The organism is Nocardioides zeae, assembly GCF_010686755.1.
GTDB lineage: Bacteria > Actinomycetota > Actinomycetes > Propionibacteriales > Nocardioidaceae > Nocardioides > Nocardioides zeae.
The window spans coordinates 33,384-46,474 of the sequence record NZ_JAAGXA010000012.1 but is presented as its reverse complement, the minus strand read 5'-3'; the positions used below and the strand labels follow the sequence as shown (position 1 = coordinate 46,474).

At 75.0% G+C, this 13,091-nt stretch carries 10 protein-coding genes; 2 read left to right on the top strand and 8 right to left on the bottom strand.

The window, feature by feature from the left end; genetic code table 11:
* Positions 1-102: 102 nt before the first annotated feature.
* The 3 genes from G3T38_RS16190 to G3T38_RS16180 are packed head-to-tail and all read right to left on the bottom strand — an operon-like array spanning position 103 to position 2,919.
* A complete protein-coding gene (locus G3T38_RS16190) occupies positions 103-1,533 on the bottom strand; it encodes a hypothetical protein (RefSeq protein WP_163773361.1) in 1,431 nt (476 codons plus the stop codon).
* Positions 1,530-2,483: a hypothetical protein gene (locus G3T38_RS16185; protein WP_163773360.1), complete on the bottom strand. Its 954-nt coding sequence runs from the start codon at positions 2,481-2,483 to the stop codon at positions 1,530-1,532. Before G3T38_RS16185 ends, G3T38_RS16190 begins: the two co-directional genes overlap by 4 nt.
* Before the next feature lie 10 nt (positions 2,484-2,493).
* Positions 2,494-2,919, bottom strand: coding sequence for a hypothetical protein (locus G3T38_RS16180; RefSeq protein WP_338037708.1), 426 nt, complete (start codon positions 2,917-2,919; stop codon positions 2,494-2,496).
* A gap of 170 nt (positions 2,920-3,089) precedes the next feature.
* On the opposite strand from G3T38_RS16180, the gene galE reads away from it, so the two are divergent.
* A complete protein-coding gene (galE, locus tag G3T38_RS16175) occupies positions 3,090-4,106 on the top strand; it encodes a UDP-glucose 4-epimerase GalE (protein WP_163773358.1) in 1,017 nt (338 codons plus the stop codon).
* An 8-nt stretch (positions 4,107-4,114) separates the two neighbouring features.
* On the opposite strand, the gene G3T38_RS16170 is transcribed toward galE, so the two are convergent.
* Positions 4,115-5,569: a hypothetical protein gene (locus G3T38_RS16170; protein WP_163773357.1), complete on the bottom strand. Its 1,455-nt coding sequence runs from the start codon at positions 5,567-5,569 to the stop codon at positions 4,115-4,117.
* Positions 5,566-6,087 (bottom strand): hypothetical protein, encoded by a 522-nt coding sequence (locus G3T38_RS16165; protein WP_163773356.1) that lies wholly within the window; start codon positions 6,085-6,087, stop codon positions 5,566-5,568. Before G3T38_RS16165 ends, G3T38_RS16170 begins: the two co-directional genes overlap by 4 nt.
* A 237-nt stretch (positions 6,088-6,324) precedes the next feature.
* Here G3T38_RS16165 and G3T38_RS16160 point away from each other — a divergent pair, with 237 nt between their 5' ends.
* Positions 6,325-7,821 carry a potassium/proton antiporter gene (locus G3T38_RS16160; protein WP_163773355.1) on the top strand — a complete coding sequence of 499 codons (1,497 nt, stop codon included), beginning with the start codon at positions 6,325-6,327 and terminating at the stop codon, positions 7,819-7,821.
* Positions 7,822-7,953: 132 nt separating this feature from the next.
* Here G3T38_RS16160 and G3T38_RS22310 read toward each other — a convergent pair whose 3' ends face one another.
* The 3 genes from G3T38_RS22310 to eccCa form a co-directional block, all read right to left on the bottom strand.
* Complete coding sequence (locus G3T38_RS22310) at positions 7,954-8,490, bottom strand: LytR C-terminal domain-containing protein (protein WP_163773354.1); 537 nt, start codon at positions 8,488-8,490, stop codon at positions 7,954-7,956.
* Complete coding sequence (locus G3T38_RS16150; RefSeq protein ID WP_163773353.1) at positions 8,487-8,783, bottom strand: type II toxin-antitoxin system VapB family antitoxin; 297 nt, start codon at positions 8,781-8,783, stop codon at positions 8,487-8,489. The genes G3T38_RS22310 and G3T38_RS16150 overlap by 4 nt, the downstream gene beginning before the upstream one ends.
* Before the next feature lie 71 nt (positions 8,784-8,854).
* Positions 8,855-12,889: a type VII secretion protein EccCa gene (gene eccCa / locus G3T38_RS16145; RefSeq protein ID WP_163773352.1), complete on the bottom strand. Its 4,035-nt coding sequence runs from the start codon at positions 12,887-12,889 to the stop codon at positions 8,855-8,857.
* Between the last annotated feature and the right edge of the window lie 202 nt (positions 12,890-13,091).

Here is a 13,091-nt window from a genome sequence, read left to right as displayed (position 1 = left end):
GGCTCCCCCCGCCTCCTGCCCCCCCCCCCCCCCGGGGGGGGGGGGGGGGGGCCCCCCCCCCCCCCCCCCCCGCCCCCCCCCCCACGACCCCCGAGACGGTGGTCAGACCGCCAGGTAGCCCAGCTCCGTGAGGCGGTCGATCTCGGCCCGGAGCGCCGGGTGGCTCGAGGCGTCGGCCGCGCGTCCGCCCGCGACGTACAGGTCCTGCCCGCCGGCTCGCCGCGCGTCGTCCCCGTCGAAGACGACGGTCACGCGGTTGCCGACGCCCTGGTTGATGAGCGACCCGAGCAGGGCCACGGGGTCGCCGCGGTCCTCGAGCGACAGCACGCGGATCGGCTCCGGCACCCGGGTGACCTGCGACGACGGGGCTCCGGCGGTGACGACCTGCTCGATCGTGAACTTGTCGGACGACGCCTCGGCCGCGACCTCGGCGGCCGCGAGACCGCCCTGGGCGGAGCCGACGAGCATGACGCGTGCGCCGGTCGTGTCACCGACAGCCTGCTCGACCGCGGCGACGACCTCCGCGCCGTACGCCCCGTGGTCACCGCCGACGAGGCGCAGCCGCGCCGGGGTGTGCGCGTCCGGCCCCGGCAGGTAGGCGATGTAGCGGTCGGCGCCGACCCGCTGCACCTGGACGCGACGCGTGGTCGCCGCCAGCGCGCTCATGAGCTCCTCGATGGAGCGGGGGGCGCGCAGGTCGTCGACGGTCGCGGTGCCGGCGTCGGCGGTCGTGGCGTCGTCGGTCTCGTCGTCCACGAGCGCGACGGCGATGTCGCGGAAGGCGGCGCCCGCGTCGGAGGCGAAGGTGCTGGCCCCGACGGTCTCCAGCCCGGCCCGCCCGGCAGCCGCGCCGCGCTCGCCGGCGAGGTAGCTCGCCGTCAGCAGCGACCGCAGCTGGAGGCTCTCGACGAGACCGCCGCCGCCGCTGGTGACGTGGTCGAGGAGCTCGGGGTTCTGCTCGGCGAGCTCGCCGAGGTACGCCGCCAGCCCGTCCCGCTCCATCGCATCGGTCTCGATCAGCCCGGCCGACACGATCGCGCCGCCCAGCGCGACCTCGGGCGCCAGGTAGCCGATCGCCCGGCCGGCGACCGACCCGAGCGTGCGGTAGGCGACGTCCTGCAGCTCGTCGATCCAGCGGTAGGTGAGCACGGTGGCCCGCACGGCGAGCGCGTCCGCGTCGAGCTCGAGCGAGCGGTTCAGCAGCCCGTGCTTGCCGAGCGTCGCCGCGCGGATCTCCGCCTCCGCGTCCTCCCAGGTGCGGGGCGAGAGCGGGGCGGAGGCCGTGACGTCGTCGTCGACGAGGATCGCCTCGCCGAGGCGGGCGCGTGCACGGAGGTCGTCACCCGTGGCGTCGAAGAGGTCGGCGAGGGCGAGCATCTGGTCGTACGTGTCCTGCTGCACCGCCGCGCGCGCCGCCGCGCTCGTCTCCCGGGGGTCGTGCGCGTCGTGGGCGTCGTCGTCGGTGTGCGTCACCTGGTCCACCGGTTCCTCCGAGTCGTCCGGTCGTGCGGGGCCGGCTGGTCGTGTCGTCATCCCGCCACCTCCGCGAGCACGGGCGCGAGCGCCGCGGGGAAGTCGCCGGGCTCCACCCGGTGCACGTCCACTCGCTGGCGGTCGCCGTCACGGTGGGGGCGCAGGCCGTGCCAGCCGTCGGCGAGCAGCACCCACGAGACGATCCCCACGGTGGTGCTCCCGGTGCCGACGTCGGCCACCATCGCGCGGACGCGGCCCTGGGTCTCGTCGTGGAGCGCGCGGACGAGGGTGAGGACCTCGCCGTCCGACAGCACGCGACCCTCGGCGTCCTGCACCTCGCCGGAGTGCTGCGCCACGAGGGCGGGCAGCACGTCGGAGCGGTTGCTCCGGAGCGCCTCGCCGGCGGCGTCCACCAGCTCGTACGGCAGGTCGACGGCCTCCGGCACCGACGACGGGGCCAACGGCACGTCCTCGGGCACGGCGGCGACGCGCCGCAGCTCGTCGGGCCAGGCCTCGCTGTCGAACCAGGCGAGCTCGAACACGAGGCCGTCGGCGGTGGCGAGGCTGGCGACGGCGCCGTCGGCCTGGCGGTGCCACGCCTTGGCCCGTGCTCCGCCGGCGACGACCACGTCGATGTCGACCCCGATGCGGGGAGTGGCCAGCAGGCCGATGGCGCCGATGATCCCGGCGTCGACGCCGGCGTCCGTCAGCAGGCCGCGGCGGGTCAGCGACGCGGACGGGTCGCCGAGGGAGGCGACCGCCTCCGCGTACGCCGTCGCGTCGTCGTCCGCGGGCCGCACGCCGAGGCGGTCGGCGAGGGCGTCCGGGACCGCACCGTCCGCGCGAGCGGCAGCGGTGTCGGCAGGGACGTCGACGAAGGGGAGCGGGGCGTCGCCGGCGCGCTGCGCGCAGAACCGCAGCTCGGGCAGCGTGAGGGCCACACGGCGGGGCAGCCGGTCGAAGAGGTGGGTGGGGGTGGGACTCGGAACGCCGAGATCGATCGTCGTCATGGTTGCTTCCTCACAGTCCCGGGAGGGAGACGGAGAGCCAGTCCTTGTGGCCCGGCGGCGGGGGGTCGAAGTCGACCAGCTGCTGGTCGGCGGGGCTCAGGGTGCGCTGCACGCCCACCGCGTCGTCGAAGGTCGCCAGCTCGGCCTGCCGGTTGCGGGCGTCGGCGACCAGCGAGTGCGCCCGGCGCTCGATGCCCGCGATCGCGTCCTTCACGTCGCCGACCGCCCCGGCGTGCTTGGCCAGGGCCTGCCCGGCCTCCTGGTGCTGCCCGGCGACGTCGCGCAGCTGGGCGGCCCGGTCACGCATGCGCAGCCGCAGGTCGTCGGCCGCGCGTCCGGTCCAGCCGACCGAGTCGGCGCCCGCGACCAACCGGTCCGCCAAGGCGCGGATGTCGACCGCCTGCTCGTCCAGCTCCGACGCGCGTCTGCGGATCACTGCCGCATCGCCATACATCTCCGTCGCCCTTTCGTCGTGTGCCGCACTCTTCTGCGTCCATCCCCCGACGTCGGTGGTCCTGCCTTCCCCCTCGTCCTACCGCGAAACATCACAGCGCCCGCGAGGCCGATCACCCCACCCCACCGGGCGGGCGTCCCTACGATGACCGGGTGCGCATCCTGGTCGCCGGCGGCGCCGGCTACATCGGCTCCCACACGGTGCTGTCGTTGCTCGGGGCCGGCCACGAGGTGGTGGTGGCCGACGACTTCTCCAACGCCCGGCCGGCGGTGCTCGACCGGATGCGCGAGCTCGCGGGCGTCGCGGTGCCGTTCGCGGAGGTCGACCTGACGGACGCGGGCCGCACCGACGACCTCGTGGCCGAGCACCGGCCCGATGCCGTCATCCACTTCGCCGGCCTCAAGGCGGTCGGCGAGAGCGCCGCTCAGCCGCTGCGCTACTACCGCACCAACCTCGACGCGACCTTCTCGCTCCTCGAGGCCATGGGACGCCACGGCGTCGACCGGTTCGTCTTCTCCTCCTCCGCCACCGTCTACGGCGACCACGCCCCCGTGCCGTACGTCGAGACCTACGCCCCGCTCGCCGCCGCCAGCCCCTACGGGCGCACCAAGGTGATGACCGAGCAGGTGCTGACCGACCACGCCGCCGCCACGCCGGGCCTGCGGGTGGCGCTGCTGCGGTACTTCAACCCCGTGGGAGCGCACCCGTCCGGACGGATGGGCGAGGACCCGCAGGGCGTGCCCAACAACCTGATGCCCTTCGTCGCGCAGGTCGCCGTCGGGCGTCGGGAGCGCCTCGCCATCTTCGGTGACGACTACGACACCCCCGACGGGACCTGCCTGCGGGACTACATCCACGTCGTGGACCTGGCCGAGGGCCACGTCGCCGCGCTCGAGCACCTCGACCGGCAGGTCACCCCCGTGCGCGCGTTCAACCTCGGCGGTGGCCGGGGCACGAGCGTGCGCGAGCTCTTCGACGCCTTCTGCGCGGTCGTCGGCCGCGAGCTGCCCCACGAGGTGGTCGGGCGTCGCGCCGGGGACCTGCCCGCCTACTGGGCCGACACGACCCGGGCGGCGGAGGAGCTGGGGTGGCAGGCCCGCCGGTCCCTCCAGGACATGGTCGCCGACGTGTGGCGCTGGCAGTCGCAGAACCCGAGCGGCTATCCCTGAGCGGTGGGTCATCCGACTCCCTCGCGGGTGATCCGGTAGGTCCACGAGACCGCAGGCTCCCCGGCCCCGAGCGCCCCCGAGGCGCGCAGCTCCTCCACGCGGTGCCGCACGACCGGGTCGGTCGCGGCGTCCACCGCCGCCGCGCCCCGGGCGTACTCCGCCAGGGAGTGCGCCTCCCCGAGCGTCGTGCCGCCTCCGGCGAAGCGCACCGTGAGGTGCTCGACGCGGTCGGGGTTGGGCAAGCCGTCGAGGAGCACGAGGACGTCCCGCTCGTTCTCCAGCGAGGTGACGCGCACGCCGTCCGGGACGGGCGGCATCGCTCCGACCGGTGATCCCAGCGTGATGACGTCCTCCACCGCGAAGCGGCCGCCGCTGGCGACCTGGACCGCCGCCATGCCGCCCTGGGAGTGACCCCAGATCGTCACCGGGTCGTCGGGCCCGATGCCCGCGTCGGTCATCGCCGCCTCGATGCCGCGCTGGTAGGCCGTGGACTGCCCCGCCATCGCCCGCAGGTTGGTGCCGAGGTCGCGGACGTCGTCGTCCTGCTCCCCCGGGCGGGTCGCGGGGTCGTCGGTGCCCGGCAGCAGGACCACCCACCGGGCCCGCTCACCGGAGCCGATGCGCTGGACCTCGATCGTGCCGTTGCCCCCGGGGCGCTCGGCGGTGGACAGCTCGTTGACCCGGTCGAGGGCCGCGACCCCGCCGGCGAGGTCGGCCGGGGCACGGCTCGTCGTGGCGGCGACGCGCTCGACGTGGGCGCGACCGTCGACGTACCAGAGGCCCAGGACGCCGGCCGCGACCCCGACGCTCGGGAGGTACCACCGACCGCCGAACGGCGTCGGCAGCGCGTCACCCGAGTCCCAGGCGCCCTCGAGGAGCCCGGGTGCCCACGCCACGAGGGTCTCGACCTGCTCCGGTTCGGCCATCGCCCAGGCCTCCAGCGCTGCGCCTGCGTCGTGTCCCTCCCCGCCCGACCCCGAGAGTCGTGCCGCCAGGCCGCGCAGGTCGGCGGCGGACCCGTCCGGACGCAGGGCGTCGGCGTCGAGCCCGACGGCGCGGCCGAGCGTGCCGAGGAGCCAGCCCGACTGGTACGCCGCCAGGTGCCGCAGGTCGTGGTGGAGGTCGGCCACGAGCGCGTCGGCCTCCTCGAGCAGGCTGGCTGCCGCGCGCACCGCGGCCGCCTGCGCCCACCACCCGGCTGCCCCGGCGGGGAGCCCGGTCGGTCCCGTGTTGAGGTCCGCGACGCACGCCTCGGCCGCGGCGAAGGTGGCCGGGGACCAGGGCGCGCTGCCGACCAGCGTCGGGTCGACGAGCGTCGCCGCGGCGCCGCCCCCGAGGCGGACGAGCCGCCCGGCGGCCGCGTCGTACTCCGCCGCGAGCCCCCGCACCGCCTCCAGCTGGGCGTCGAAGCCACCCGCGCCGCCCGTCGTGGTGAGCGACGGGAGGCGGTCGTCGCCGCTCACCGGAGGCCCGGGACGTCGAGGTCGAGCCAGGCGGGGTCGCCCGGCGCCGGGACCCGGATGCGCGAGAGCCGGTCGCGGAGCTCGGCCGCTGCGTCGTCGCCGCCGATGCCGACCAGGTCCCCGAGCCCGCCGACGGCATTGCCCACGGCGCCCACGGCGTCCCCGAGCGCACCGGCGGCGTCGAGCACGTCGCCCGCCACGTCGACGAGCGTCGCGCCGACGGAGGCCGCGAGCTCGAGGAACCGCTGCCGCAGGCCCGCGATGAGCTCGAGCGTGGCCTCCACCTGCGCCGCGTGCTGCGCCAGCGCCGCTCCGGCGTCGGCGTGCTCGTCGGCCGTCGCCCGCAGGCGGTCGGCCGCGGCGCGGGCCGCGGCTCGCATGGCCTCCGCGGCGACGCCCTGCCAGGGCGCCGACGTGGCCCTCGCGACGAGGGCGGCCGCCTCGTCGCGGAGATCGGCCGAGCGGTCGTGGTAGGTCGTGGCCAGCGCCCGGAGCGCGGCCGTGTCCGGCAGCAGCACGGTGGTCCCCCTCTCCTTCGCGGCCGCGGTCCGCGACCCACGAGAAGCGAACCGCAGGTCGGACGCGCGTGGGTGGGCCCGCGGCGTACCTGGGGAACACGGAGCGCCTCCGGCGGGTTGGGGACGGACGACGGGCCCGGCCCCCTCCCGGTCCCCAGGCACGTCACCGGCGTTCGCCCGCGCGCTCCGTCGTCGCTTTCGTAGAATCAGCCCGATGCCGATCCCCGAGGTGAGCCCGTGACGTTCGACGCGCACGACCTCGACGTCTTCCTCCTCGTCGGGTCGGCCGTCACGCTCCTCGCCATCCTGGCCGTGCGCGTCTCCTCGCGCGCCGGGCTGCCCAGCCTCATCCTCTACCTGCTGATGGGGGTCGTCCTCGGCTCGTCGGGCCTGGGCATCGAGTTCTCCGACGCCTCCCTCGCCCACGCCATCGGCTTCGGCGCGCTCGTCGTCATCCTCGCGGAGGGCGGACTCACCACCGACTGGCGCGAGATCCGGCCCAGCATGCCCCTGGGTCTCGCCCTGGCCACGATCGGGATGGCCGTCTCGGTGACCGTCGTCGCGGTCGGGGTGCACTACCTCCTCGGGCTGCCGTGGCAGATCGCGGTGCTCCTCGGCGCTGCCACGTCGGCGACCGACGCCGCCGCCGTCTTCTCGGTGCTGCGCGTCGTGCCGCTGCCCCGGCGCATCACCGGCGTCCTCGAGGCCGAGTCGGGCCTCAACGACGCCCCGACCGTGGTGCTCGTGGTGCTCGTGAGCGCCGGCGGAGCCCTCGAGCACGGGGTGCTGGCGATGGGGCTGGAGATCCTCTACGAGCTCGTCGTGGGGCTGGCCGTCGGGCTGGCCGTGGGGTGGGCCGGCGCCTGGACGATGCGGCGGGCCGCGCTCCCGTCCTCCGGCCTCTACCCCCTCGCGGTGGTCTGCCTGACCGTCCTCGCCTACGGTCTCGGCGCGCTCGCGCACGCGTCCGGCTTCGCCGCCGTGTACGTCGCGGCCCTCGTGCTCGGCAACGCCGACCTGCCCCACCGGGCGGCGACCCGGTCGTTCGTCGAGGGGGTCGCCTGGCTGGCGCAGATCGGCCTCTTCATCATGCTGGGCCTGCTGCTGACGCCCGAGCGGCTGACCTGGCACACGATCGGGATCGCGCTCGTCGCCGGGTTCATCCTCACCGCCGTCGCGCGTCCGCTGTCGGTGGCGGTCAGCTCGCTGGTGCAACGTGCCCCCTGGCGCGACCAGGCGTTCCTGTCGTGGGCGGGCCTGCGCGGCGCCGTACCCATCGTCTTCGCCACCATCCCCCTCGCCGCGGGGGTGCCGGGGGCGACCCAGCTCTTCGACATCGTGTTCGTGCTGGTGGTCGCCTACACGCTGCTCACCGGCCCCACGCTGCCGTGGGTGGCGCGCTGGCTCGGCCTGGTCGACGGCCAGGAGCTGCGGGACCTCGAGGTGGAGGCCGCCCCGCTCGAGCGGGTCGCGGCCGACCTGCTCCAGGTGCGCATCGCGGAGGAGTCCCACCTCCACGGCGTGGAGGTCGGCGAGCTGCGGCTGCCCGTCGGCGCCTCGATCTCGCTGGTCGTGCGGGGCGACTCGGTGCTCGTGCCGGAGCCCACGACGGCGCTCCGCCGCGGCGACGACCTCATCATCGTCACCCCGCGGGGGCTCCGCGAGAGCACGGAGGAGCGCCTGCGCCTCGTGTCCCGCCACGGCCGCCTGGCGCGGTGGGGGCGCAAGGCCTGAACCACCTCGCGGGCGTCGTGCGAACCGCCGGCCCGGGACGCCGGGGTGCATGACGTCGCGGGTACGGCGAGGGGGCGGGCGCGCCGGGGAGGCCCGGAACTGTGCGCCCAGACCAGCCCAGCCCAGCCCAGATCAGGGCAGCGGCACGTCGTTGGGCCCGCAGATGGTCTCGGCGACCGGCACGGTGCGCGAGCCCTCCTCGCCCTTGAGGTCGTCCCAGCCGGGCCCGACGTAGAGCGTCACGGCGTCGACGTCCTCGTCGAGCGTGACGACCACCGGGTCGCCGAGGTTGGCCCGCAGGATGCCGACGGCCGTCGACGAGATGTTGTTGGTGCGGATCTCCACCCGCGCGACCTCGGCGCCCTCGGGGGCGTTGCCGGTGTTCCCGGCGGTGAAGCCGCGGCCCGTCAGGGCCGTCATCGTCTGCTGGGCGAGGCCGGAGCGGCCGCTCGCGTTGTAGACGTTGACGACGACGTCGGCGGCCGTCAGCGTCGCGCCGGCCTCGTAGTCGCGCGGCGTGCAGACGCCGCTGCTCGCCGTGCCCAGCTCGGGGGCCGGGACGGGCGCGGTCAGGCGGGTCCACCCCCAGATGGCCGCGGCCAGGAGGAGGACCACGAGCACGGTCATCGTGATCGCGGTGCGGACCCGGCTGTCGATGGCGTCGCTCACGAGTCGATCACCACGACCCGCGCGTGGAGCACGTTGCGCTGCTGCAGGGCGGCCCGCAGCGCGCGGTGGAGGCCGTCCTCGAGGAACAGCTCGCCGCGCCAGACGACGACGTGGGCGAAGAGGTCGCCGAAGAACGTCGAGTCCTCGTCGAGCAGCGCCGCCAGCTGGAGGGTGTCCTTCGTGGTCACCAGCTGGTCGAGCCGCACCTGCCGAGGTGGCACCGCCGCCCAGCCCTTGGCGTCGAGGCCGTGGGCCGGGTAGGGGCGCCCGCTGCCCACCCGCTTGAAGATCACCCGGCGATCATACGGACGGAGGGACGCCGACGGGCGCGCACGTGCTCCCGTCGGCGCGGCTCCACCGCAGGTCAGAGGTCCGTCGGCGGCGACCAGGACAGCTGCACGACCTCCGTGCCACGGTCCCGCGTCACCAGCCGGCCGCGTCCGGGCGGAGCCTTCTGGGGACGCACGTTGCCGATCAGCGCACCCTCGTCGGGCGAGCCCGACAGCACGATGCCGGGCATCGCCAGGTCGCGCAGGGACTGGATCACCGGCTCGTACAGCGCCCGCGACGCACCACCCGAGCGGCGGGCGAGCACGACGTGCAGACCGACGTCGCGGGCCTGGGCGAGCAGCGGCTGCAGCGGCTGGACGGGCGAGTTCTGACCGGTCGAGACGAGGTCGTAGTCGTCGATCACCACGAACACCTCCGACCCCTGCCACCACGAGCGGTTGCGCAGCTGGTCGGGGGTGACGTCGGGGCCGGGGATGCGGTTCTCGAGGTACTTCGCCAGGTCCCGCAGCAGCGGCGTCGCCTGGGCGGCGCTCGTCAGGTAGTTGAGCTGGTACTCGTCCGGCACCTCGCCGAGCAGCGACCGTCGGTAGTCGACGACCACGACCTGTGCCTGCTTCGGCGTGCGGGTGCGCATGACCTCCCGCACGTAGGACCGCAGCAGCGCGCTCTTCCCGGAGCGGCCGTCGCCGAAGACGAGCAGGTGGGGCTCGGCATCGACGTCGAGCCCGATCGGGGCCAGCTCCTTCTCGTTGACGCCGAGGAGGATGCGGCCGCTGTCGGCCAGGGTCCGGCCGCCGTCGAGCGGGGTCTCGGCGGCCTGGGCGAGCACCCGGTCCGCCTCGATCTGCTCGGGGAGCAGCCGCAGCTTCGGTCCGGTCGGCCCGGTCCACGCCTCGGTGACGCGGCGCACGAGGTCGTCGACCCCGTCCCCGATGGTGGCCGGGTCGGGCGTGGTGTCGACGCGGGGGAGGGCGCCGAGGAAGTGCAGCTTGCCGGGCACGAGGCCCCGGCCGGGCCGGCCGGTCGGCACCAGTGCGGCGATCTTGCGGTCGATCTCGGAGTCGATGGGGTCGCCGAGCCGCAGCTCGAGCCGCGTGCCGAAGACGTCGCGCATCGCGGCGCGGAAGTCGGGCCAGCGCGAGGCGCCCACGACGATGTGGAGACCGAAGGTGAGGCCCCGTCCCGCGAGCTGCTGCAGCGACATCTCGATGTCGTCGAAGTCGGAGCGGAGGGTGCTCCAGCCGTCGACGACGAGGAACACGTCGCCGTACCCGTCGTCGGCGCGCCCCTGCCGACGGCGCGTCCGGTAGGTCTCGATGGAGTCGATGCCCTGGTTGCGGAAGTAGGCCTCGCGACGGTCGACGATGCCCTGCACCTCGGCGATGATCCGGCGTACGACGTCGGGCTCGGCCCGCGTGCCCACGCCCGCGACGTGCGGGAGCCGGGCCAGCGGCGCGAAGGTGCCGCCGCCGAAGTCGAGCACGAAGAACTGGGACTCGAGCGGGGTCGTGGTGAGCGCCGTGCTGGTGACGATGGTGCGCAGCAGCGTGCTCTTGCCGCTGCGGGGACCGCCGACCACCGCGACGTGACCGCCGGCGCCGGCCATGTCGATGGTGAGGGTGTCGCGCCGCTGCTCCCGCGGCCGGTCGACCGTGCCGAGGGGGACCACGAGGCCGCCCATGCTGCGCCAGTGGGGGGAGACGAGTCCCGCGTCGGGCGTGGTCGTCAGGTCCGGCATGAGCTGGTCGAGGGTGTCGGGCACGTCGAGCGGCGGGAGCCACACCGAGTGGGCGGAGGGACCCTTGCCGTGCATGCGGTCGACGGCGATGTCGAGGAGCGAGGGCTGCTCGCCCTGCGCGGCCGGGCGCACCTCCTGCACCGGCGCCACCTCGTCCTCGAGCGGCTCGAGGGTCTGCACCTCGGAGATCGTGAACGGGAGGATGCCGCGCACGTTGCCGCCCTCGTCGCGGCGCACCGTGGCGCGCGAGCTCGCGGGCGGGGGACCGGAGACGTACGCCGCCTTGAAGCGCAGCAGCGTGGACTGGTCGGGCTTGAGGTAGCCGAGGCCCGGCACCGCGGGCAGCTCGTAGGCGTCCGGCACGCCGAGGACGGCGCGGGACTCGCCGGCCGAGAAGGTGCGGAGGCCGACCCGGTAGGACAGGTGGGACTCGAGGCCGCGGAGACGGCCCTCCTCCAGGCGCTGGGAGGCGAGCAGCAGGTGGAGCCCGAGCGACCGGCCGAGGCGACCGATGGCGACGAACAGGTCGATGAACTCGGGCTTGGCCGTGAGCATCTCGGAGAACTCGTCGACCACGATGAACAGGGACGGCAGGGGCGCGAGGTCCTCGCCGCCGGCGCGTGCCCGCTCGTAGTCGCGGATCGAGGCGTAGTTGCCCGCCTCGCGCAGGAGCTCCTGGCGCCGCACCATCTCGCCGGACAGCGCGTCCTGCATGCGGTCGACGAGGGTGAGCTCCTGGCTGAGGTTGGTGATGACGGCCGAGACGTGCGGCATCTCCGACATGCCGGCGAAGGTGGCGCCGCCCTTGAAGTCGACGAGCACCATGTTGAGCTGCTCGGAGGAGTGCGTCATGGCGAGGCCGAGCACCAGGGTGCGCAGGAACTCCGACTTGCCGGAGCCGGTCGCGCCGATGACGAGGCCGTGGGGGCCCATGCCCTGCTGGGCGGACTCCTTGATGTCGAGGTGGACGAGCCCGCCGTCACCGGTGCCGATCGGCACGCGCAGGCGGTCGCGGGCCGGGCGGGGACGCCACGCGCCCGCGGGGTCGTAGCCGTGCACGTCGCCGAGGCCGAGCATGTCCATGAAGTCGGTGGGGCCGGACATCTCCGCGGGGTTGCTGCCCTCGCCGGTGTCGCCGCTCGCGACCGTGTGCAGCGGGGTGAGCCGTCGGGCCAGGGCCTCGGCGCTCGCGATGGAGCACTGGTCGCCGGTGCCGTGCACGATCTCGGTGCGCACGCGGATGGCGTCGATGCGCGGGCGGCCGTCGGACTCCTCGCCGACGACCTCGAGGCGCAGGCGGGTCGGGTCCTCGAGCTCCTCCCACCGCGCGGGCAGGTCGATCACCGTGACGCCGTGGAGGCCGTCCGGCGGGATGACGTGGTTGCCGGGCGGCAGGATGCCGCCGTCGACGACGAGCACCACGTGGGGCGTGGCCGCGCGCTCGTCCGCGCCGAAGCGGGGACGCTCGGCGAGGTCGGGCGGCAGGAGCGCACCGAGGTCGTCGATGGAGGTGCTCACCATCCGCATGGGGCCGACGGCGTCGGACTGCTGCGCGCTCTGCGCGTGCGGCAGCCACTTCAGCCAGTCCCAGTGCTCGAGGTTGGCCTCCGAGCTGAGCACCGCGACGACGACCTGCTCGGGGCCGTGGAAGGCGACCGCGCTGGTGAGCATCGCCCGTGCGAGCGAGCGCGCCTGCTCCTCGGGGCCGCAGACCTCGACGCGGTCGAAGGCCCGCAGGTCGACCGACGCCGGCAGGCCGGGCTGCACGCGGTGCACGACGAGGAGGCGGTGGAGGGCCGAGGCGGCCGCGGGGTCGACCTGGTCGATGGGGGCGCTCTCCGGGGGCACCAGCTCCACGGAGAGCGGCTGCGGGCAGACGCCCCAGCGCACCTGCAGGAAGTGGGGGTCGCCGGACGCGCGCTCCCACAGCCGGGTGCGGTCCTCGGCCACGGCGGGCAGGGCATCGGGGGAGGGGTGGTGCCAGGTGAGCGCCTCGCGCTGGCGGTCGGCCGAGTCACGCGCGGCCTGGCGGATGCCGGCGAGGTAGCGCAGGTACTCCGTGCGCGACCCCGTCACCTGCTGGTTGCGCTGCTTGCGCTGCCGGTCGATCTGCACGGCGACGAAGCCGAGGGTCGCGAACAGGAACATGCCCGCGGCCAGCATGGAGCGTCCGCCGGTCGTGCCGCCCTGGCTGGAGAGCGAGGCGATGACGACGATCGAGCCGATGCTGCCCAGCATCGGGATCGCGTTCATGAGCACGCCGCTGGCGCCCTCGTGCTCCTGGATCTGGGGCGGCGGCTGCAGCACGATCTGCCCGGTCGGCACCTCGGGTGCGTCGATGCGGTGGCTGCTGCGCAGCGTGGTGCTCACACGGCTCCCCTCGTCGGCCCGGTCGGGCCCTCACGGTACGCGCCAGGGCAGGCCGCACCGGCGCCTTGGTGCCCCGTCGGACCCCCTCGCGAAACCCCTGTCGCGCACGTTGTGGAGAGCGGGTCGGCGGGGCCCGTCGAAACCCGACCCGATCAGGACGGGTAGTCCGGTCACGGGAGGGGAACTAGCCTCCCTCGTGCGC